Origin of the sequence: Kitasatospora sp. MMS16-BH015 (genome assembly GCF_002943525.1) — a bacterium.
GTDB lineage: Bacteria > Actinomycetota > Actinomycetes > Streptomycetales > Streptomycetaceae > Kitasatospora.
Genome location: NZ_CP025394.1, coordinates 5,893,343 through 5,914,600, shown reverse-complemented (window position 1 = coordinate 5,914,600; position 21,258 = coordinate 5,893,343). Strand labels below are relative to the sequence as shown.

Annotated in this window: 16 protein-coding genes; 4 read left to right on the top strand and 12 right to left on the bottom strand. The window is 72.2% G+C overall.

The features are described from left to right. From CFP65_RS25540 to CFP65_RS25520, 5 genes are all read right to left on the bottom strand, one after another. A complete protein-coding gene (locus CFP65_RS25540) occupies positions 1–1,005 on the bottom strand; it encodes a methionine synthase (RefSeq protein ID WP_254552561.1) in 1,005 nt (334 codons plus the stop codon). Positions 1,006–1,184: 179 nt separating this feature from the next. Continuing rightward, positions 1,185–1,874 (bottom strand): SDR family oxidoreductase, encoded by a 690-nt coding sequence (locus tag CFP65_RS25535; protein WP_104818395.1) that lies wholly within the window; start codon positions 1,872–1,874, stop codon positions 1,185–1,187. Continuing rightward, the gene (locus CFP65_RS25530) at positions 1,874–2,401 is read right to left on the bottom strand and encodes a TIGR00730 family Rossman fold protein (RefSeq protein ID WP_104818394.1); all 528 of its coding nucleotides are present in this window, start codon (positions 2,399–2,401) and stop codon (positions 1,874–1,876) included. The genes CFP65_RS25535 and CFP65_RS25530 overlap by 1 nt, the downstream gene beginning before the upstream one ends. A 65-nt stretch (positions 2,402–2,466) precedes the next feature. Further along, positions 2,467–3,600 (bottom strand): tRNA 2-thiouridine(34) synthase MnmA, encoded by a 1,134-nt coding sequence (mnmA, locus tag CFP65_RS25525; protein ID WP_104818393.1) that lies wholly within the window; start codon positions 3,598–3,600, stop codon positions 2,467–2,469. Positions 3,601–3,803: 203 nt separating this feature from the next. Continuing rightward, on the bottom strand, positions 3,804–4,988 hold the full coding sequence (locus tag CFP65_RS25520; RefSeq protein ID WP_104818392.1) for a cysteine desulfurase family protein: 1,185 nt from the start codon (positions 4,986–4,988) through the stop codon (positions 3,804–3,806). 169 nt (positions 4,989–5,157) lie between these two features. Here CFP65_RS25520 and CFP65_RS25515 point away from each other — a divergent pair, with 169 nt between their 5' ends. Beyond that, positions 5,158–5,979: an IclR family transcriptional regulator gene (locus tag CFP65_RS25515; protein WP_104818391.1), complete on the top strand. Its 822-nt coding sequence runs from the start codon at positions 5,158–5,160 to the stop codon at positions 5,977–5,979. Here the strand turns inward: CFP65_RS25515 and CFP65_RS25510 are convergent. From CFP65_RS25510 to CFP65_RS25500, 3 genes are all read right to left on the bottom strand, one after another. Next, positions 5,915–6,574 carry a trimeric intracellular cation channel family protein gene (locus tag CFP65_RS25510; RefSeq protein ID WP_104818390.1) on the bottom strand — a complete coding sequence of 220 codons (660 nt, stop codon included), beginning with the start codon at positions 6,572–6,574 and terminating at the stop codon, positions 5,915–5,917. The two genes, CFP65_RS25515 and CFP65_RS25510, sit on opposite strands and share 65 nt — an antisense overlap. Positions 6,575–6,637: 63 nt before the next feature. Further along, positions 6,638–7,735, bottom strand: a complete 1,098-nt coding sequence (locus CFP65_RS25505) for an AraC family transcriptional regulator (RefSeq protein WP_104818389.1) — start codon at positions 7,733–7,735, stop codon at positions 6,638–6,640. Between the two features lie 24 nt (positions 7,736–7,759). Next, complete coding sequence (locus CFP65_RS25500) at positions 7,760–8,683, bottom strand: NADP-dependent oxidoreductase (RefSeq protein WP_104818388.1); 924 nt, start codon at positions 8,681–8,683, stop codon at positions 7,760–7,762. A 302-nt stretch (positions 8,684–8,985) separates the two neighbouring features. Between CFP65_RS25500 and CFP65_RS25495 the strand changes: the two genes are divergently transcribed. The 3 genes from CFP65_RS25495 to CFP65_RS25485 all read left to right on the top strand — a co-directional run bounded on the left by CFP65_RS25495 (position 8,986) and on the right by CFP65_RS25485 (position 11,449). Beyond that, positions 8,986–9,363 carry a hypothetical protein gene (locus CFP65_RS25495; protein WP_104818387.1) on the top strand — a complete coding sequence of 126 codons (378 nt, stop codon included), beginning with the start codon at positions 8,986–8,988 and terminating at the stop codon, positions 9,361–9,363. Positions 9,364–9,459: 96 nt separating this feature from the next. After that, positions 9,460–11,082, top strand: coding sequence for an alpha/beta hydrolase (locus CFP65_RS25490; RefSeq protein WP_254552560.1), 1,623 nt, complete (start codon positions 9,460–9,462; stop codon positions 11,080–11,082). Between the two features lie 91 nt (positions 11,083–11,173). Continuing rightward, a complete protein-coding gene (locus CFP65_RS25485; RefSeq protein ID WP_158702357.1) occupies positions 11,174–11,449 on the top strand; it encodes a hypothetical protein in 276 nt (91 codons plus the stop codon). A 2-nt stretch (positions 11,450–11,451) separates the two neighbouring features. On the opposite strand, the gene CFP65_RS25480 is transcribed toward CFP65_RS25485, so the two are convergent. The 4 genes from CFP65_RS25480 to CFP65_RS25465 all read right to left on the bottom strand — a co-directional run bounded on the left by CFP65_RS25480 (position 11,452) and on the right by CFP65_RS25465 (position 21,238). After that, positions 11,452–12,291, bottom strand: coding sequence for a class I SAM-dependent methyltransferase (locus tag CFP65_RS25480; protein WP_104818385.1), 840 nt, complete (start codon positions 12,289–12,291; stop codon positions 11,452–11,454). Between the two features lie 104 nt (positions 12,292–12,395). Beyond that, positions 12,396–15,260, bottom strand: coding sequence for a right-handed parallel beta-helix repeat-containing protein (locus tag CFP65_RS25475; RefSeq protein WP_104818384.1), 2,865 nt, complete (start codon positions 15,258–15,260; stop codon positions 12,396–12,398). A 167-nt stretch (positions 15,261–15,427) separates the two neighbouring features. Continuing rightward, positions 15,428–18,256 carry a PKD domain-containing protein gene (locus tag CFP65_RS25470; RefSeq protein WP_158702356.1) on the bottom strand — a complete coding sequence of 943 codons (2,829 nt, stop codon included), beginning with the start codon at positions 18,254–18,256 and terminating at the stop codon, positions 15,428–15,430. A 177-nt stretch (positions 18,257–18,433) separates the two neighbouring features. Then, positions 18,434–21,238 (bottom strand): right-handed parallel beta-helix repeat-containing protein, encoded by a 2,805-nt coding sequence (locus CFP65_RS25465; protein ID WP_158702355.1) that lies wholly within the window; start codon positions 21,236–21,238, stop codon positions 18,434–18,436. Positions 21,239–21,258 lie beyond the last annotated feature (20 nt).

The window sequence follows — 21,258 nt, the reverse complement described above, 5'->3', positions numbered from 1 at the left end:
CTACTCCGGGTTGTCCACCAGGCTGCGGGCCGCCTGTGCGCTGAGTGACAGCGCCTTGCGGGCGTACGCGGGGCTCGCCCCCGCCAGACCGCAGGTCGGCGTCACCAGCACGCGGCGGCCCAGCAGCTCCGGGGAGAGCCCCAACCTGCGCCACAACGTCCTGACACCCTGGACACTACCGGCCGCGTCCGACATTCCTGAGTCCGTGGAGGGCACCACACCGGCCAGGATCCGGGTGCCCGCCTCCACCGCCTCGCCGAGGTCGTCGTCGTCACGCTCGGTGAGGAGGGAGAAGTCCACCGAGACCCCGGCCACCCCGGCCCGGCGCAGCAGCGGGATCGGCGTGCCGGGCGCGCAGCAGTGCACGATGGTCGGTGCACCGACCTTGCCGATCACCCCGCGGAGCACCTCCTCCGCGAGCTGCCGGTCGACGGCGCGCAGCCGGGAGAAGCCGCTGGCGGTCTTGAGCGAGCCGGCCAGCACGGCCGGGAGCGAGGGTTCGTCCAGTTGGAGGACGAGCTGCGCGCCCGGGACGCGGCGCCGCACGTCCGCCAGGTGCCGCAGCAGACCCTCCGTCAGCGACTCGGCGATCGACCGGCAGGCCCCCAGGTCCTTGACTGCCCGCTCGCCGTTCCTGAGCTCGATCGCGGCGGCCAGCGTCCACGGCCCGACGGCCTGCACCTTGAGCGGCCCCTCGTACCCCTGGGTGAACTCCTCCAGGGCGTCCAGGTCCTCGCCCAGCCAGGAGTGCGCACGCCGGGTGTCCCGGCCGGGCCGATCCGAAAACCGCCAGCCGCTCGGCTCCACGTGCGCGAACAGCTCCACCAGCAGGCCGGCGCTCCGCCCGATCATGTCCGCCCCCGGCCCACGGGCGGGCAGCTCCGGCAGATGCGGCAGGAACTCCAGCGCCCCGACGGCCGTCTTCGCGGCCTCCCGCGCATCGGTACCGGGCAACGAACCGACGCCGGTCGCGGCGCCTGCGATCTCTGGGAATTCGATACTCACACAGGTGAGGGTAACCACCGGGGGCGCGGGGAACTGCGCGCCCAGCCCGGGAGCTCGCCTTCAAGATCGCAGCGATGCCCAGTTGCACCGTCAACGGATAGTGCAACTGGGCATCTGTGTAAGACAGCAGGAGATGCAGGGTTGGCCGCGCCGTTCCCCGCGCCCCTGGGTAGTGCAGGTTACTGTCCGGGGCGGACGGTGATCTCGGTGATCTCGGCGTCCCTCGGGAGGTCGAGGGCGGTCAGGATCGCGGTGGCCACCGAGGCGGGGTCGATCCAGCGGGCGGGGTCGTAGTCCTTGCCCTCCTGCTGGTGGACCTTGAGCTGCATGGCGGTGGCGGTGCGGCCCGGGTAGACGGTGGTGACGCGGACGCCGTTGGCGTGCTCCTCCTCGCGGAGGGAGTCCGCGAGCGCGCGGAGGCCGAACTTGCTGGCTGCGTACGGGCCCCACTGGGCGCCGGCCCGCAGGCCGGCGCCGGAGTTGACGAAGAGGACGTGGCCCTTGACCAGGCGGATCGAGGGGAGCATCAGGCGGGTCACCTCGGCGGGGGCCAGCAGGTTGACGTTCAGCTGCTCCTGCCAGGTCTTGACCCCGAGGTCGCCGATCTCGCCCAGCTGGACGACGCCGGCGATGTGCAGCAGGGAGTCGACCTCCACCGGCATCTCCTGCTGGCCGAAGGCCCAGGAGAGCTTGGCGGGGTCGGCCAGGTCGCCGATCAGGGTGCGGGCACCCGGGAAGCGCTGCCGCAGGGCCGCGGCACGGCCGGCGTTGCGGGCGATCAGCCAGATGTCCTCGCCGCGCTTGCTCAGCTGCTCGGCGACGGCCTCGCCGATGCCCGAGCCGGCGCCGGTGATCAGGTGGGTGCCCATCAGTGCTCCTGGAGGTGGTCGAGGGCCTCGGCCGGGGTGGCGGCGAAGGTGACGAGTTCGGCGAGCGGGCGGGGCAGGAAGCCCTCCGCGTCCATCCGGCGGAGCTGGAGGTGCAGGCCCTCGTAGAAGCCCTCGGTGTCGAGCAGCACCACGGGCTTGTCGTGCAGCGCGTGCTTCTTGAGCTCCAGCACCTCAGTCACCTCGTCCAGCGTGCCGAGGCCGCCGACCAGCACCACGATCGCGTCGGCCCGGGCCAGCAGCTGGGCCTTGCGCTCGGCGAGGTCGCGGGTCATCACCAGCTCGTCCGCGCCCTCGTACGTCTTGTGCGCGAGCATCTCCACCGAGATGCCGATCAGCCGGCCGCCGGCCTCCTTCACGCCGTCGGCGAGCAGGCCCATCAGCCCGGCGTGCGAGCCGCCCCAGACCAGGGTGTGGCCGCGCTCGCCGAGCAGCCGGGCGAACTCGGCCGCCGGGGCGGTGTAGCGGTCGTCGAGTGAGTACGCGGAACAGAACACGGTGATATTCATGGTGCCCCCAGATCTATCACGCGCCCCGAGGCCCGCCGCTCACGTTTTTCAGGAGGTCAGCTGCTTCAGGCGAGGACGCGCCGCTCGGTGGTGGCGATGGTGGCCGAGCCGACCACCCGGGTGCCGTCGTAGAGCACCACGGCCTGGCCGGGGGCGATGCCCCGGGCGGGGGTGTCCAGCTCCACGTGCAGCTCGCCCTCGCGGACGGCGGCCGTGACCGGCACCTCCTCGCCGTGGGCGCGCAGCTGGGCGGTGTAGCGGCCGTCGGCCGGCGGGGTGTCGCCGCACCAGCGCGGGCGGATCGCGGTGAGCGCGGAGACGTCCAGACCCTCGACCGGGCCGACCGTGACGGTGTTGGTGACCGGCGAGATGTCCAGCACGTACCGCGGCTTGCCGTCGGCCGCCGGGCGGCCGATCCGCAGGCCCTTGCGCTGGCCGATGGTGAAGCCGTACGCGCCCTCGTGCTCGCCGAGCTTGGTGCCGTCGGTGTCGACGATGTCGCCGGTGGCGGTGCCGAGGTGCTTGGCCAGGAAGCCCTGGGTGTCGCCGTCGGCGATGAAGCAGATGTCGTGGCTGTCGGGCTTCTTGGCCACCGCGAGGCCGCGGCGCTCGGCCTCCAGCCGGATCTCCTCCTTGGTGGTGTCACCGAGCGGGAAGAGCGAGTGGGCGAGCTGCTCGGCGTCGAGCACCCCGAGCACGTACGACTGGTCCTTGGCGGCGTCCACCGCGCGGTGCAACTCCCGCTCCCCGGTGGGGAGATCGACGATCCGGGCGTAGTGGCCGGTGCAGACGGCGTCGAAGCCCAGCGCGATCGCCTTGTCCAGCAGCGCGGCGAACTTGATCTTCTCGTTGCAGCGCAGGCAGGGGTTGGGGGTGCGGCCGGCCGCGTACTCGGCGACGAAGTCGTCGATCACGTCCTCGCGGAAGCGCTCGGCCAGGTCCCAGACGTAGAACGGGATGCCGATCACGTCGGCCGCCCGGCGGGCGTCCCGGGAGTCCTCGATGGTGCAGCAGCCCCGGGCGCCGGTCCGGAAGGACTGCGGGTTGGACGACAGCGCGAGGTGGACACCGGTCACCTCGTGCCCGGCCTCGGCGGCCCGCGCGGCGGCGACGGCGGAGTCCACCCCACCGGACATCGCGGCCAGCACTCGCAGGCGGCCGTTACTGGGGGCGGTGGGGGCACCGGGGAAGTCACTCATGATGCCGACAAGCCTACGGCAGTCAGTTGCACTATCCAGGGGCGCGGGGAACTGCGCGACCGGCCCGGGAGCTCGCCGCACCTGCGCAGCGATGCCCGATTGCACCGTCAACGGATAGTGCAACGAGGGCATCCGCGTAAGGCTGCGGCAGGTGGATGCTTGGCCGCGCCGTTCCCCGCGCCCCTGGTGGTTGCCCTCGGTGGTCAGCTACGGCGGGCGGCCGCCAGGCCGGCGTTGCGGGCCCGCTGGACCGCCGGGCCGATGGCCGCGGCCAGGGCGGCCACGTCCTCCTTGGTCGAGGTGTGGCCGAGCGAGAAGCGGAGCGAGGCGCGGGCCAGCAGCGGGTCGGCGCCCATCGCGAGCAGTACGTGGCTGGGCTGGGGGACGCCGGCCGAGCAGGCGGAGCCGGTGGAGCACTCGATGCCCTGGGCATCGAGCAGCATCAGCAGGGCGTCGCCCTCGCAGCCGGGGAAGGAGAAGTGGGCGTTGGCCGGCAGCCGGCCGGCGGCGGCCGGATCGCCGTTGAGCTGGGCGTCCGGGACGACGGCGAGCACCTCGGCGACCAGCTGGTCGCGCAGGGTCGTGAGCTCGGCCGCGTGGGTGGCCCGGCGGGCCACGGCCAGCTCGGCGGCGGCGGCGAAGCCGGCCGCCGCGGGCACGTCCAGAGTGCCGGAGCGCACGTCGCGCTCCTGGCCGCCGCCGTGCAGCAGCGGGACGGGAGCGGCGCTGCGCGCCAGCAGCAGGGCGCCGACCCCGTACGGGCCGCCGATCTTGTGGCCGGTGACGGTCAGCGCGTCCAGGCCGGACTCGGCGAAGGAGACCTCGACCTGGCCGAGCGCCTGCACCGCGTCGGCGTGCATCGGGATGCCGAACTCACGGGCGATGGCGGAGAGTTCGGTGATCGGCTGGAGGGTGCCGACCTCGTTGTTGGCCCACATCACGGTGATCAGCGCCACCGAGGCCGGATCGCGCTCGACGGCGGCCCGGAGGGCCTCCGGGTGCACCCGGCCGAAGCCGTCCACCGGCAGGTACTCGACCTCGGCGCCCTCGTGCTCGGCCAGCCAGTGCACCGCGTCCAGCACCGCGTGGTGCTCCACCGGGCTGCACAGCACCCGCCGCCGCACCGGATCGGCGTCCCGCCGGGCCCAGTACAGCCCCTTCACGGCCAGGTTGTCGGACTCCGTCCCACCCCCGGTCAGCACGATCTCACTCGGCCGGGCCCCCAGCGACACGGCCAGGGACTCGCGGGCCTCCTCCACCACCCGCCGGGCCCGCCGGCCGGCCGCGTGCAGGGAGGAGGCGTTGCCGACGACCCCGAGGTGCGCGCTCATGGCGGCGATGGCCTCGGGCAGCATCGGGGTGGTGGCGGCGTGATCCAGGTATGGCATAGCGGCACCAAGTGTAGGGCGCGGCCGGGCAGCCGAGGCCCGACGGGTCTGACAGGGTCACGATTTGGCCATTGCACCCGCTGCAACGCGCCGTTAACCTCCAGGCCGCTGACGGGAGTCCACGGCCTCCCGGCTCCTGGTCGCTACGAGGCACGGACGGGGTGGGGCAATGTCGCAGTCGGTGGACCGGGCGCTGACGATCCTCGCCTCGCTGGGAGCCGGGCCGGCCTCGTTGGAGCAGGCGGCGGGGAGTGTGGGGGTGCACAAGTCGACCGCGTTGCGGCTGCTGCGCACCCTGCAGGAGCACGGATTCGTGCAGCGGCGGCCGGACCAGCGGTACCAGCTGGGCGGGCGGTTGCTGTCGCTCGCGCAGCAGGGGCTGGAGGGGATCGACGTGCGGCAGGTGGCCGCGCCGTACCTGGCCTCCCTGAACGAGCGGTACGGGCACGCGGTGCAGCTCGCGGTGCTGGAGGACGGCGAGGTGCTCTACCTGGACAAGGTGGACAGCCGCTACCCCGAGCGGGCCGGGTCCTGGCCGGACCCGGTGGGGCGGATCGGGCGGCGGGTGCCGGCCGTGGCCACGGCGGTGGGCAAGGTGCTGCTGGCCGACCTGCCGGAGGATCAGCTGACGGCCTTTCTGGCCGGTCAGGACTTCCCCGCCCGGACCAGGAACTCGATCCGCTCGGCCGAGCAGTTCCGGGCCGAGCTGGTGGGGGTGAAGCGGCACGGCTGGGCCGCCGACCAGGCCGAGTACCAGGAGGCGGTGAACTGCCTGGCCGCCCCGATCGTCGGCACCGACGGCACCGCGATCGCCGCCTGCTCGATCTCCGCCCCGGTGCAGCTGGCCCCGATCGCCGAGCTCAGCCGGCTGGTGCCGGAGCTGCTCTGCACGGTGGAGGCGATCTCGCTGGCGTACGGCGGCTCGCCTACTCCTCGCTGGTGCGAGAACCGTTGCGGTGCCAAGCACGTGGCGCCCGCCAGCCGTACCTGAGGGCACACATCCGTAGGACGAACGCGCAGAACGCGGCGCCCGACCCGGTCCAGGCGTCGAGGTGCCCGGTGCCGATCAGCACGGCCACCACCGCGGCGCCGACCAGCGCGGGCACGGCGTAGATCTCCCGGTCCCAGCGGAGCAGGGACGGGCTCTCGTGGGCCAGCACGTCGCGGATCACGCCGCCGCCGGCGGCGGTGAGCATGCCGCAGGCGACCGAGGCGGTGGAGCCGAGGCCGTAGTCGTGCGCCTTGGCGGTGCCGGTGACGCAGAACAGGCCGAGGCCCATCGCGTCCAGGGTCTGCACCGCCCGGTTGATCCGCTCCACCTCCGGGTGGAGGAAGAAGACCACCAGGCCGGCCACCAGCGGGGTGGAGAAGTACCCCATGTTGGTGAAGGCCACCACCGGGGTCGCGCCGATCACCAGGTCGCGCATGACCCCGCCGCCCAGCGCCGTCGCCTCGGCCAGCACGCAGATGCCGAAGATGTCCATGTTCTTGCGCACGGCCATCAGGCCGCCGGACAGGGCGAAGACGAAGATGCCGATCAGGTCCAGCGTCTGCTGGACGCCCGGGGCGAAGAGTTGCGAGGTCACCTCGCCAGTCTCCCTGGCCACCCCCCGGTTCGCTCAGCCGTTCGCCACCGGAGACGCGCGGTTTCACCCAACGAGACCGGTGGCTCCCGCGACGGGCCCCAGCTGTCGGCGGTAGCCGCCCGGGGGCTGGCCGAACTCGCGTTTGAACGCCTTGCCGAAGGCGTACTCGGAGCCGTAGCCGGTACGGGCCGCGACGGCGGCCAGCGGCAGGGCGGGGTCCTTGAGCAGATCGACGGCGGTGGTCATCCGCCACCGGGTCAGGTACGCCAGCGGCGGCTCGCCGACCAGGGAGGTGAAGCGGCGGGCGAAGGTGGCCCGCGAGGTGCCGGCCCGGGCGGCCAGGCCCTCCACCGTCCACGGGCGGTCCGGCGCCCGGTGGATCGCGGCCAGCGCCGGGGCGATCACCGGGTCGCGCAGCGCCGCCGCCCAGCCGGCCAGGGCGTCGCTCGGCTGCCCGTCCAGCCAGGCCCGCAGCACGTAGAGCAGCAGCGAGTCCACCAGCGCGGGCACGATCCCGTCCGACCCGAGCCGAGGGCCGTCCAGCTCGCTGCGCAGCAGCCCGATCGCCGCCGTCAGCTCCGGGTGGCGTCCGCCCCCGGTGGCCAGGTGCACCACCTCCGGCAGCTGCCGCACCAGCGGGTGCGGCCGCCCCTGGTCCAGGTGGTACGCGCCGCAGAGCAGCCGGGCCTCCGCCCCGCCACCCCCGAGGCTGACCGTCCCGATCGGCGAGCCGTCCCGGAACCGGGCGACACCGGGGCCGTCGGGTGCCGGGCCTTCACCGGTAGCGGACGGGCCGTCGGAAGCGGGCTCCGGGCCCGGTGCGGCCGCGCCGTCGAGTCCGCTCTCCGCTCTGGCGGCGACCGCGCGGCGCTCGCTCACCGCGAGGGCCTCCTCCCCCGGCTCGGTGGGCTCGGTGGCCGGGTCGTCGGCCAGGACGTGGCCGTGGCCGTCGCGGAGGAAGACCACGTCGCCCTCGCGCAGGTGGAGCGGGGGGCGGGAGGCGTCCGGTTCGAGCAGCCAGCAGCTGCCGTGCAGCACCACGTGGAAGCCGGCGCCGGCCACCGGCGGCAGCCGCAGCGCCCAGGGGGCCCGGCCGTTGGTGCGGACCGCCGCCGGGCGGGAGGTCCGCATCGACGCCAGCACCTCGGTGAGGATGTCCACGCCCGTCCCCTTCTCTCCTGCTGCTCAGACCGCCAGGACGATCTTGCCCTGGGTGCGGCCGGTGTCCAAGAGCTCGTGCGCCCGGGCCACCTCGGCCAGCGGGAGCACCTCGGCCAGGTGCGGCCGGAGCCGGCCCGCCTCGACCAAGGCGGAGAGCCCGGCCAGCCCGGCGGCGTCCGGCTGCACCGAGACCCCCTCGAACCGCCGCCCGGCGGCCCGGACCCGGGCGGCCAGCTCCTGGTCGTGGTGCTGCATGATGCTGACCAGCACCCCGCCCTCCCGCAGCACCCGCAGCGAGCGGTCGCCCTCGGCGGAAGAGTCGAGCACCACGTCCAGCCCGCTCAGCACCTCGGTGTAGTCGGTGGCCCGGTAGTCGATCACCTCGTCCGCGCCGAGGCTCCGGAGGAACTCGTGCTTGGCCGCACCGGCCAGCCCGATCACGTGCGCGCCCCGGGCCTTGGCGATCTGCACCGCGAGGTGGCCGACTCCGCCCGCCGCGCGGTGGATCAGCACCCGCTGCCCCGCCGTCAGCCCGGCGGCGGTGACCAGGCTCTGCCAGGCGGTGAGCCCGGCCAGCGGCAGCGCCGCCGCCTCGGCGAAGGAGAGCCCGGCCGGCTTGGCCGCCAGCTCGGCGGCCGGAGCGGCCACGTACTCCGCGTAACCCCCGGCCGCGCCGGGGAAGTTGGGCATCCCGTACACCTCGTCACCGACCGCGAACCCGGCCCCCGGGCCCACCGCCTCGACCACCCCGGCCACGTCCCAGCCGAGCGTGAACGACCCCTCGCCGAGCAGCGGCAGGAAGCCCGAACGGACCGCCGCGTCCACGGGGTTGAGGCCGCTGGCGGCCACCTTCACCAGCACCTCGCCGGGCCCGGCCACCGGCCGCTCCGCCGTCACGACCTCCAGCACCTCGGGGCCGCCGAACCGCTGCTGCGTCACCTTACGCATGGTCTCTTCTCCTCGCTCCGCGCTCTCCTTGACCTGCTCAACGGTAGGGAGCGCGGGCGAGACGATGAATGGCCTGCACGCTCGACTTCTTGTCCCAGCGTCTCAACCGCGCGCCGCCCCGGAGCTCCACCACCGGCCCGCCGTCGGCAGCTGCCACCCCGCCCGCTAAGGTCTCGGCGCGACGCGGCCATCGGGCATGCGAACGAAGCCCGGGGGCGAGCCATGACGCAGCAGGACAGCACGGAGAGCACGGACAGATCGGCGACCCGGTACGTGCGGCCGTCACCGGGCTGATCGGCGCGGTGGTGTGGAGCCTGCTGCTGGTCCAACTGCTCGACGTGGCAGACCCGCAGGTGCAGCGGGACAAGTCCGGCGGGGTCTCCAGCGCCAAGGTCGACAGCGTCTTCGACCTCAAGGCGGGCGACTGCTTCACCGTGCGCTCGCGCACCTCCGACGGCGGGATCCAGTGGGTGCTGCTGGTGCCCTGCGACCGGCCGCACGACGGCCAGGTGTACGCCACCCCGCCGCTCCCCAAGGACGCCGGAGACGTCGAGGCGGCCGCCGATGCTGCCTGCGCCAAGGCCCGGCCGGCGGGCGATGCCTCGTACGGATTCCTCTACCCCGCACCGGAGTTGGTGTCCCAGGGGCACGGCCGGGCCTCCTGCTACCTGACCTCCTGAGCCACCCCGCGCGCCCCAACGGCCAAGCCGTCACAGCTTGGTAAAGTCCGGTCAGCTCTCTAGCTGTGTTATTGCACATGTCACATCATGCTCACCATGAGAAAAATCATCGCGCTGCTCTCGGCGGCCGCGGCCGTGGCCGCCCTCAGCGGGGCCTCCGCCAGCGCCGCACCCGGCGACGACGCCCTCCAGGACTCCGGACAGGGCAAGCTCGCCTGGGCCTCCTGCAACGACCCCGCCACGCCCGCGCTCCAGTGCGCGATGCTGGAGGTGCCGGTGGACTACGCCCACCCGCACGGCCAGAAGATCAAGATCAAGCTGAACCGGCTGCCGGCCACCGCCCCCAAGGCGCAGCAGCAGGGCCCGATCCTGCTCAACCCCGGCGGCCCGGGCGACTCCGGCCTCTGGATGCCCGCGTACATCTCCGGCCAGCTGCCCAAGGACGTGGCCTCCACCTACGACTGGATCGGCTTCGACCCGCGTGGCACCAACGGCAGCGAGCCCCATGTCATCTGCGACGCCCACTACTTCGACGCCGAGCGGCCCGACTACCAGGTGAGCCAAGGCACTTCGAAGGCCTGGCTAGCCAAGGCGGCCGGATACGCGGCGAGTTGCGCGGCCGACTGGTCCTGGCTGCTGCCGCACATGACCACGGTGGACAACGCCAGGGACATGGACTCGATCCGGCGGGCGCTCGGCGCCCCGAAGATCAACTTCTACGGCGGCTCCTGGGGCACCTCGCTCGGCTCCACCTACGGGCAGCTCTTCCCCTCGCACGTGCGGCGGATGGTGCTCGACAGCATCGTCGGGCCCACCATCAGCTGGTACGACCACAACGTGCTCCAGGACAAGGAGCACCAGCGCCGCTTCGACGCCTTCGCGGCCTGGACGGCCAAGGCCGACTCGGTCTACCACCTGGGCACCGACCCGGCCGGCGTGGAGAAGGCCTACTACCAGGTGGAGGCCGCCCTGCGGACCGACCCGGTGGACGCCTCACCCGCCCCCGGCAAGATCGGGCCGGCCGAGTTCGAGGACACCTTCTACAGCGGCGGGTACAACTTCCTGCGCTGGCCCCGGATGGCCACCGTGCTCTCCGCGTACCTGACCCGGCACGACACCCGGCCGCTGAACATCGCCTACAACCGCTACGCCGCGCCCGGCTCGGACGACGGCACCTTCCCGGCGTACAACGCGGCGCAGTGCACCGAGAACGCCTGGCCGCGCGACTGGGAGTTCTGGAAGAAGGACCAGGCCAAGGTCAACGCGGTCGCGCCCTTCTACACCTACAACAACATGTGGTACAACGCCGCCTGCATGTTCTGGCCCTACCAGGGCAACCAGGCCGGCCGCCTGCCGATCACCGGCAAGGGCCTGCCGCCCGTCCTGCTCTTCCAGGCCACCGAGGACCCCGCCACCCCGTACCAGGGCGGGGTCGCCATGCACGACGCCCTCCCGGGCTCCAAGCTGGTCGTCCAGACCGGCGGCAGCTTCCACGAGATCCTCTTCCACGGCAACGCCTGCCTGGACGACACCTTCACCGCCTACCTCCGCGACGGCAGCCTCCCCACCGGCACCGGCAAGATCGCCAAGACCTGCGTCCCCGAGGCCGACCCCACCCCCGCCTACCTCACCCCGCCCCCGGCCACTCTGACCGCCCGCACCGCCACCACCCCCCTCTCCCCCACCGACCCGGAGGCCGTCCACGGCACCCTCCGCTGACCCGCGCGGCGGCCGTGGGGGCTCGACTCCCCGTGGCCGCCGTTCGTTCAACTGCTCACACTGGTGGGCCTCTTGGCCTAGGGTACGGAAGATGGTCCTCTCGGATTGGATGTCAGGAGTCCTGGCGCGCGAGTTCTCACCGAAGTTCGCCGCGAAGATCACCACGGCGCTCGCCGACATGGACGCCGACCGCCAAGAGGCGGACCGCTTCGCCGGAGCGATGGCCATCCTCCTCCAGGACGGCGACAGCCTCGACACCGTCGTCAAGCTGGCGAAGGCGGACTGGCGGGACCTGTTCATGGCCGCCGGCCTGGGCCATGCGGACTGGGCCACCGTCCTCGCGGACCGGTTCGGCCCCGGCGGCTGACCTCAGGCCACTCGGGTGCCCACGGCCAGGAGGGCGGCCACCGGGAGGGCAGCCTGGGTGCCCTCCCGGAATTCGGCGGTCAGGTGGTCGTACTCCGCCCGGATCTTGGCGATGATGGCCGGGGTCTGGCCCTCGATCAGGGAGGAGGTCAGGACGGTGCCGGACAGGACGTCCTGCCACCACTGGTCGGGGGTGACGCGGTGGGTCCAGGTGACCTGGTGGACGGTGACTGCCGTGAGGCCGGCCTCGCGGAGGAGGGTGGCGAAGGCGTCGGGGCTCGCGTAGGGGGCGAAGGGGGAGGTGCCGGGGAGGTCGGCGGGCGGGAGGGCGCCGACGGCTCGGACGGCGTCGAAGAAGATGCCCTGGGCGCGGTTGCGGTCCAGGGTGTCCCAGCAGGAGAGGGCGACCAGGCCGCCGGGGCGGACGGCGCGGGCCAGTTCGGCGACGGCGCCGGCCGGGTCGGGGACGTGGTTGATCACGAAGGCACCGACCGCCGCGTCGTACGAGCCGGCCAGGAGCTCGGGGGGCAGGCCCGGGAGGGCGGCCTGCAGGACTCGGGTGCCGGGCAGCGCCCGGGCGGCCACCTCGACCATCTCGGGGACGGCATCGGTGGCCGTCACCACGGCACCCCGGTCGAGCGCCGTCGCAGCCAACCGGCCGCTGCCGCAGCCGACTTCGAGCACCGAGCTACCCCGGCCGACCCCGGCCGCGTCGAGCAGTCGCCCGTGCAGCCCGGCCGTCATCGCGCCGAACCCGCTGTCGTAGGTGTCGCCGCGCCGCGCCCACCCGCTGCGCTCGAACTCGGCGAACGCTGTGAACTCGGCGGAATCCGTCTTACCCATGCTGAACAACTCCTGCGCCGTCTCCGTGGTCGAAGTCCGGCCGCGCCACCAGCCAGTCTGCCAGGGGGCCACCGCCGCGCCGGAGGCCGCCCCCTGGCCGGGGCTCACTTGGCGAAGTAGCCGAACAGGTCGGCGACCACCTGCGAGCGCCCGGTGAAGTTGTAGACGTCGAACGCGCCGTTCGCGCCGAGCGGGGTGGTGACGTGGTTCGGCACCGTCTTGCCCGCCGCGAAGTTGACGTTCGAGGTGCCGGGGCGGGCCGCGCCGTCGGCCCAGACCGTCAGGTACCCGGCGGCCGTCGAGGCGGTGTCGGTGACGTTCAGGACGGCTCCGGTGGCCCCGGCCGGGAGGCCGGTGTCCACCTTGAGCACCGAGCCGGCGCCGAGCGCCGAGGACTGCCGGGTGTCGACCAGGCGGGTCGGCGGCACCGGGGTGAAGAGCGAGCCGGACGGGCTGTAGTAGCCGAAGACGTCGGCGACCACGTGGGTGTGGCCGGTGTGGTTGTAGACCGTGACCTTGCCGTCGGCGCCGATCGGCACGACCACCTGGTTGGCCACGGTCTGGCGCGGGCCGAAGTTGAGGTTCGAGGTGCCCGGGCGGGCCGTGCCGCTCGCGTAGGCCGTCAGGTAGCCGCCGGCGTCCGAGTCGGTGCTGGTCAGGTTGAGCACCGCGGCCGTGGCGTCCGCCGGCACCCCGGCGTTGCCGCGCACCTGGATCGAGGTGGTCCCGTCCGGCCCGACCGGGGAGGTGGCGCGGGTGTCGAGCAGTCGGGCCGGGGCCAGCGGGGTGAAGCGGCTGCCGGTGTCGGCCTGGTAGTAGCCCATCGCGTCGACCACCACGTCCGTGCTGCCGGAGAAGTTGTAGACGGTGACGGCGTCGCCCTGGCCGGTCGGCACGGTGACCAGGTTCGGCACCGTCTGCCCGGCGGTGAAGTTCACGTTCGAGGTGGCCGGCCGGTCGGTGCCCGCCGGGTAGACGCTCAGGTAGCCGCTCTGCGAGGGGTTGACCGCCGTCACGTTGAGCACCGCCGCGTCCCCGTGCGGGTGCCCCGGCGCGGTCGGCACGTAGACGGTGATCGACTCGCCCGGCCCGAGCCGCCGGGAGTTGCCGGTCATGCCGGGCAGCCGGGTGTCGAGCACGCGCTGCGGGGCGATCGGTGTGAAGCCCAGCTGCCCGTACCCGACGTGCACGGTCTGCTGCGCGGTGGCCGTCCGGCCACCCTGGTCCTTGAGGGTCGCGGTGACCGTGTAGTCGCCGGGGCGCTGGTAGGTGTGGTGCAGGAAGTTGTTGTTCTGCTCCACCGGGGAGCCGTCACCGAAGTCGACCTGGTAGCCGCTGAAGTACCAGGGGCTGGTGCTCCGGCTCAGGTCCGCCACGTACCCCAGCGGGCCGCCGCCGTTCTGCCGGTCGTCCTTGCTCACCCGCAGGTCGGGCACCAGGTCGCCCGGCTCGTCCACGGTCAGCGGCACCATGCCGGTGGTGGAGATCGCGGTGTTCGGGTCGGCGCCGCTCGCGGTCACCGAGATCAGGTAGCTGCCGGGCTTCTGGTAGACGTGCTGCACCCGCGCCTCGGTGCTGGTCTGCAGGCCGCTGCCATCGCCGAAGTCGTAGGTGTACGTGGTGGCCAGCGGCCAGTTCCGCTCGGCAGTCGCAGTGACCGTCACGGCCAGCGGGTACGGGCCCTTGTACGGGGTGAAGTCCAGGCTCAGCCGACTGAACGCGGCGAGCTCCACCGCGCCCCGGTCGTGGTAACCCACTGCTCCCGCACCGGTGTTGTCGACCTGCGGGTCGTCCACCCGGGGGTGGCCGTACAGGTCGGTGGTGAGCTCGCCGGGGGCGTCGGCGTCCGCCGAGTCGGTCGCGCCGGAGGCGGCCGTCGGGGTCACCGAGCTGTTGGCGGAGCCGTCGAGCAGGAACTTCGGGGCCTCGCGCAGGTCGTGGGAGCCCTGGCCGGTGGCGCCCTTCAGGTCGCCCGGCTGCTGGTAGGCCGTGCCGGCCCACCGGTAGGCGGCGCCCTTGCCGGTCGGGTAGACCGAGTTGTAGTCCGACTTCGTGCCGGTGGCTGCCTCCGGCGAGACCGAGAGCTCGGCGGCCTCGGCAGCCGAGGACCGGCTGTACGAGTCCGCGACCACGTTGTTCTCCACCACCGCGTGGTCGGAGTGGCCCAGCAGGGCGATACCGGCCGCTCCGCTGCTGGCCACGGTGTTGCCGGTGACCACGGTGCCGGGCGCGTCGGTGACGCCGATCCCGTAGCCGACCCCCTCGGTGGCCCTGCCCGCGGCGGTCACGGCGTTGGTGGTGATCACCGTGCCGGTGACGCCGGCGTCCACCGCGATGCCGCCGCCCTCGCCGCCACCGACGGCATTGCGGCTGACGGTCACCCCGCTGCTCGACCCGGTCAGCCGGATCGCCGGGTTGCCCCCGGGGACGGCCTTGGCCGAGCCCTGGGCGTTGTTGCCCCACCCGGCGATGACGATCTCGTTCGAGTCGACCGTGACGCCCGAGGAGTCCTTGACCAGCACCGCCTCGGCGGCCGTCTGACTCAGGTAGAAGCCCTGCACCGTCACGTCGTGCACACCGTCCAGCAGGAAGCCGTGGGCCGTGGCGGGCGTGGCCAGCCCGGAGATCACCCCGACCACCGGCGCGTCACCGCGCTTCTTCTGCCCCTTGACCACGATCGGCCGCCCCGCCGCGCCCGAGCTGTGCACGGTGACCTGCTCCGGGTACTCGCCCTTCCCGAACCCGACCGAGACGGTCCAGCCGGGCTGCGCGGCGTCGACGCCGGCCTGCACGGTGCAGAACGGCTGCGCCTGGCTGCCCGGCCCGTGGTCGGCGCAGTTCCCGGCGGAGTTGTCCACGTAGAGCGTGCCGGTGCTGACCGCGAGGGCCGGCAGCGTACCCGCCGCTCCGGCCAGCCCGGTGGAGGCGGCAACGACGATGGCAGCGGCCAGCTTGCGACGGCGGCGCATGGGAGACACGGGCGTCCTTCGGGGGGGGGAACGACAGTTCGGCAGGGGCGGAACAGGTTTAACACCCGCCCCACCCGTACCGGACAACGGGGTGGGCCCGAAGGTTGTACGTCCGAGGACGCCTCGGTGCTGCCCCCCGCCGGGGGGCGGCACCGTGCGCCCACCACCTACTTCGCGAAGTACCCGAACAGGTCGGCGACCACCTGCGAGCGCCCCATGAAGTTGTAGACGTCGAACGCGCCGTTCGCCCCGAGCGGGGTGGTCACGTGGTTCGGCACCGTCTTCCCGGCGGGGAAGTTGACGTTCGACGTACCCGGCTTCGACGCACCGTCGGCCCAGACCGTCAGGTACCCGGGCACGGTCGAGGCGGTGTCGGTCACGTTCAGCACGGCACCCGTCGCCCCGGCCGGGACACCCGTGTTCACCTTCAGCACCCCACCCTGCCCGAGCGCCGAGGACTGGCGGGTGTCGACCAGACGGGTCGGCACCACCGGGGTGAACAGCGAGGAGCCCGACGGGCCGTAGTACCCGAACACGTCGGCCACGACATGGGTGTGGCCGGTGTGGTTGTAGACCGCCACCTTGCCGTCTGCACCGATCGGCACCACGACCTGGTTCGCCACCGTCTGCCCGGCCGTGAAGTTCAGGTTCGAAGTCCCGGGCCGGGTGGTCCCATTCGCGTAGGCCGTCAGGTAGCCACCCGCGTCCGAGCCCGTGCTGGTCAGGTTCAGCACTACCGCAGTGGCGTCCGCCGGCACCCCGCCGACACCACGCACCTGCACGGACGTACTGGCGTCTGGCCCGACGGCCTTGCTCTTACGGGTGTCCAGCACTCGGGAAGGCGCCACCGCGCCGAACCGGCTGCCGCCGCCCTGCTGGTAGTAGCCCATCAGGTCGACCACCACGTCGGTGTCACCGGAGAAGTTGTAGACGGTGACGGCGTCGCTCTGGCCGGTCGGCACGGTCACCAGGTTCGGCACCGTCTGCCGGGCCGTGAAGTTGACGTTCGAGGTCGCCGGACGGTTGCCGCCTTCCGGGTAGACACTCAGGTACCCGCTCTGCGACGGGTTGACCGCCGTCACGTTCAGCACCAATGCGTCCGGGTGGACCTGCGGGGCCAACGAGGATGCGTAGACCGTGATCGACTGTCCGGGGCCCAGTCGGCGGGACCGCCCGCCCATGTCCGGGGTCCGGGTGTCGAGTATCCGCTGCGGCGTCGTCGGGGTGTAGCCGAGCTTCCCGTACGCCGCGTGCACCGCCTGCTGCGCCGTCGCCGTACGGCCACTCTCGTCCTTGACGGTCGCGGTGACGGTGTAGTTGCCCGGGTGCGCGTACGCGTGCCTGAATTTGGTCTGCCGGTAGTAGGACTCCTTCGGCGAGCCGTCACCGAAATCCAGCACGTAATCCGTGATGTTCCAGGGGCTGGAACTCGCGCTCAGGTCGAAGGCGTAGCCGAGCGGGCCGTCGCCCCCATCCGGGTCGGCCTTCAGCACCGGCACCAGGTCGCCCGGCTCGTTGACGGTCACCTGGTAGGCCCACCCGGTGAAAAGGGTGTTCGGGTCGGCACCCTGAACCTTGATCCTGGGGTAGTACGTGCCCGCCTTCCGGTAGACGTGGTGCACCACAGGATCCTTGGATACCAGCGGGTCACTGCCGTCACCGAAGTCAAAGGTGTACGTGGTGGCCGGATCCGCCCAGCTCTGGGTGGCCTTCGCCGTCAGCGTAACCGGCAACGGGTACGGACCGGTGTCCGGGGAGGTGCTCACCGACAGGTCGCGGAACTCCTGAAGCTCCGCTGCTCCGCGGTCGTAGTAACCCACCGGACCGGCACCGGCGTCGGTGGCCTCCAGGTCGTCCACGCGCGGGTGTCCGTAGAGGTCGGTGGTCAGCTCACCAGGTGCGCCGGCATCGGCCGAATCCGTCGAACCGGAGGTGGCTGTCGGGACCGTCTCAATGGAATCCGCGTCGAAGTTCAGCCGCTCGCGCAGGTCGTGCCGCCCCTGGCCGGTCGCGGTCGCGAACTCGGCGGGCTGCTGGTAGGTCGCCCCTGCCCAGCTGTAGGCGGCGCTGGCCGGACGCGGGGAGTACGAGTTGAAGTCCGCCTTGGTGCCGGTCACGGACGCCGCCGAGACAGCCAGGCCGATCGGGCTGGAGCCATCCGGGCTCGTGAACCCGGTGTCGTTGTCGACGATGTTGTTCTCCACCACCGCATGATCGGAGGCTCCGGCCAGCGCGATGCCGGTCGCGTTGCCGGTGGTCACGGTGTTGCTCGTGACCACCGTCCCCGGCGCATCCGTCACGGCGACACCCGTTGCCGCCCTTCCTGCCCGCACCCGGTTGGTCGTGACGACAGCTCCGGTGACCCCCGCCTCGATGCGGATGCCACCGCCATTACCTACGCCGATGGTGTTCCGGCTGATCACGACGTCGGCGCTCGCCCCGGTGACCCGCACCGTCCCCGCACCGGACGGGACTGCCTTGCTGCCGTTGCCCCCGCCCCACAGGCGGTTGCCATCGAGCGTGATGTGCGAGGAGTCCTTGACCAGGACCGATTCAGCGACGGTGAAGACGGTCTCGAAGTCCCGCACCGTCACGTCGTGTACGTGGTCGAGCACGAGGCCCCGCGAAGTCGCCGCCGTGGCATCGACGATGTAGCGGCCGATCGAGGGGTACATCCGGTCCCCGCCGAGCCGACCCTGGAGGACGATCGGCTTGCTCGACTCACCCGAGCTGTGCACGGTGACCTGCTCGTCGTAGTCCCCCTTCCCGTAAGCCACCGAGACGGTCTGCCCCGCCTTGGCCGCGTCGACGCCCGCCTGCACCGAGCAGTACGGCTGCCCCTGACTGCCCACCCCCGTGTCGGTGCAGTCCGCCGAGGAGTTGTCCACATACAGCGTGGTGGCCGCCTCGGCCATGGCGGGCAGGGTGGCCCCCGCACTCACCAGGCCGGTGGAGGCGACGACGAGAGCGGCGGCGAGCTGACGCCGGCGGCGCATGGATGACACGGGAAGTCCCCCAGAAGATCGAACTGTGGAGGTCAGGTGTACCACCGGCTGATCCGGGGGCGAACCACCGGGGTGGCTCAAGGCCCCTGCGGCGCAGAAAAGTTGACTGCCATACCGGGCAAAAAGGGGGCACATGATCCAGAAGGACCATGTGCCCCATCGAGGCCCCTACTTCGCGAAGTACCCGAACAGGTCGGCGACCACCTGCGAGCGGCCCATGAAGTTGTAGACGTCGAACGCCCCGTTGGCCCCCAGCGGGGTGGTCACGTGGTTCGGCACCGTCTTCCCGGCCGGGAAGTTGACGTTCGAGGTCCCCGGCTTCGACGCCCCGTCGGCCCAGACCGTCAGATACCCGGGCGCCGTCGACGCGGTGTCGGTCACGTTCAGCACGGCACCCGTCGCCCCGGCCGGGACACCCGTGTCCACCTTCAGCACCCCACCCTGCCCGAGCGCCGAGGACTGACGGGTGTCGACCAGACGGGTCGGCACCACCGGAGTGAACAACGAGGAACCGGACGAACCGTAGTACCCGAAGACGTCGGCGACCACGTGCGCGCGGCCGGTGTGGTTGTAGATGTACACCTTCCCGTCCAGGCCGATCGGCACCACCACCTGGTTCGCCACGGTCTGCCCCGCCGTGAAGTTCAGGTTCGAAGTCCCGACCGTGGCGGACCAACCCGGCGAGGCCGTCAGGAAGCCTCCCTTGTCCGACCCGGTACTGGTCAGGTTCAGCACCACTGCAGTCGCGTCGGCCGGCACCCCGCCGACACCGCGCACCTTGACGGCCCTGGTCTCGTTGGCGACCAGCGGGGTCGAGGTACGGGTGTCGAGCAGGCGGTTTGGGGACACCGCGCTGAAGCGGTCACCACGGCCCTTGTAGTAGTTGCCCATCAGGTCGACCACCACGTCCGTGGTGCCCGAGAAGTTGTAGATCGTGATCTGGTTGTCGGTCCCGGTCGGCACGGTCACCAGGTTCGGCACCGTCTGCCCGGCGACGAAGTTCACGTTCGAGGTGGCCGGCCGCGGCGTACCCGTCGGGTACACGCTCAGGTAGCCGCTCTGCGAAGGGTTCACTGCGGTCACGTTGAGCACTGCGGCATTCGCGTCCACCCGCACCGTGACCGACTCGCCCGGCCCCAACCGGTGGGTCCCGTTCCCGTGCGTACGCGTGTCCAGCAGGCGCTGCGGTGAGTTCGCACCGAAGCCCATCCCCCCGTACGTCACGTGCAATGCCTGCCGCACCGTGGCCGTCCGGCCCCCAGCATCCTTCACAGTGGCGGTCACGGTGTAGTCGCCGGGACGCTGGTAGGTGTGGCTGATCCAACCGTAGCGGTCGGGCTGCACCGCGGAGCCGTCGCCGAAGTCGACCTGCACACCACTCAGGCCCCACGGGCTGGTGCTATGGGTCAGGTCGAAGTCGTAGGACAGCGAAGCCCGGTCGTTACGGGGGTCCGTCTGAGAGATCCGCAGGTCCGGCACCAGCGGCCCCGGCTCCTCGACGGTCAGCGGCACGTCAAGCTCGGCGGTGGTGGCGGTGTTCGGGTCGTTGTCGGTGACCGCGGTAACCGAGAGACGGTACTTGCCGGCGGTCCGGTAGACGTGCTGTACCTGGGCCACCGTGCTGACCACGGGGGTGCTGCCGTCGCCGAAGTCGAAGGTGTACACGGTGTGGACCGACCAGTTCACCTCCTGCGTCGCCGTCGCTGTGACCGTCAGGGGGGACGGACCTCGGAGCGGTGTCGCGTCCAGCACGAGCGAGTGGTAGGCCGTGAGCTCCACCGCACCACGGTCGTAGTACCCCTTGCCGGTGCCGGAGTCGGCCACGCTCGGGTCGTCCACCCGGGGGTGGCCGAAGACGTCGGTGTCGAGCTCGCCAGGTGCCGAAGCGTCGGCCGAATCGACCGAACCACCCGAGGCCCCCCGGTCCGGCGCGCCCTCCAGCGAGTACGTCGGCGCCTCGCGCAGGTCGTGGGTGCCCTGCCCGGTCGCGGCGGAGAACTCCGCCGGCTGCTGGTAGGTGTCCGCGCCCCACTGGTAGGTGTCGCCGACCGGGTTCGGGGAGAACGTGTCGTAGCCGACCTTCGTCCCGGCCACGGAGGCGGCCGAGACCGCGAGCGTCGCCGCCCGAGGGCCGCTCCCGTGGTGCCTGCCGTAGTCGGCGACGACGTTGTTCTCCACCACCGCGTGGTCCGACCCACCGGCCAGCGAGATCCCCGTCGTGCCGTTGGTGACCACGGTGTTGCCGGTGACCACGGTGCCGGGCGCGTCCGTCACCAGGATTCCCGCCGAGGCCACGTCCGCCACCACATTGGTGGTGACCACGGCCCCGGAGACGCCGGCCTCGACGGCTATGCCGAGGCCGAGGCTGCTGTCGACGCGGTTGCGGCTGACGACCACACCGTGGCTCGCACCCGCGATCCTCACTGCGGCCACCCCCGGCTGCGCGGTGCCGTCCAGACTCAGGCCGGCGTCCACGTGCTGGGAATCGACGGTGATCGCCGAGGAGTCCTGGACCAGGATCCCCTCACCGACCGTGTGAGGGATCGAGAACGCCCGCACCGTCACATCGTGGACGTGGTCGAGCAGGATGCCGTGCGAGGTGGCCGAGGTCCCGTTGCCCGCCGGCAGGCCGACCCCGGGACGCTGCCCGTAGCGGTCGACGCGCCCCTCGATGACGATCGGCCTGCCAGGCTCCCCGGAGTGGTGCACGGTGAGCTGTTCCTTGTACCAGTCGCCGCCCACGCTCACCGTCTGGCCGGGCTTGGCCGCGTCCGCTCCGACCTGGAGGTCGCAGTAAGGCTGCGCCTCGGTCCCCGGACCGGAATCGGAACAGTTTGACGCCGTGTCGTCCACGTACAGCGTGGTGGCCGGCGTCTCGGCCACGGCAGGCAGGGTGGCCCCCGCGCTCACCAGGCCGGTGGAGGCGACGACGAGGGCGGCGGCGAGCTGGCGCCGGCGGCGGGTGGCTGACACGGGTGGGTCCCCCAGGAAGA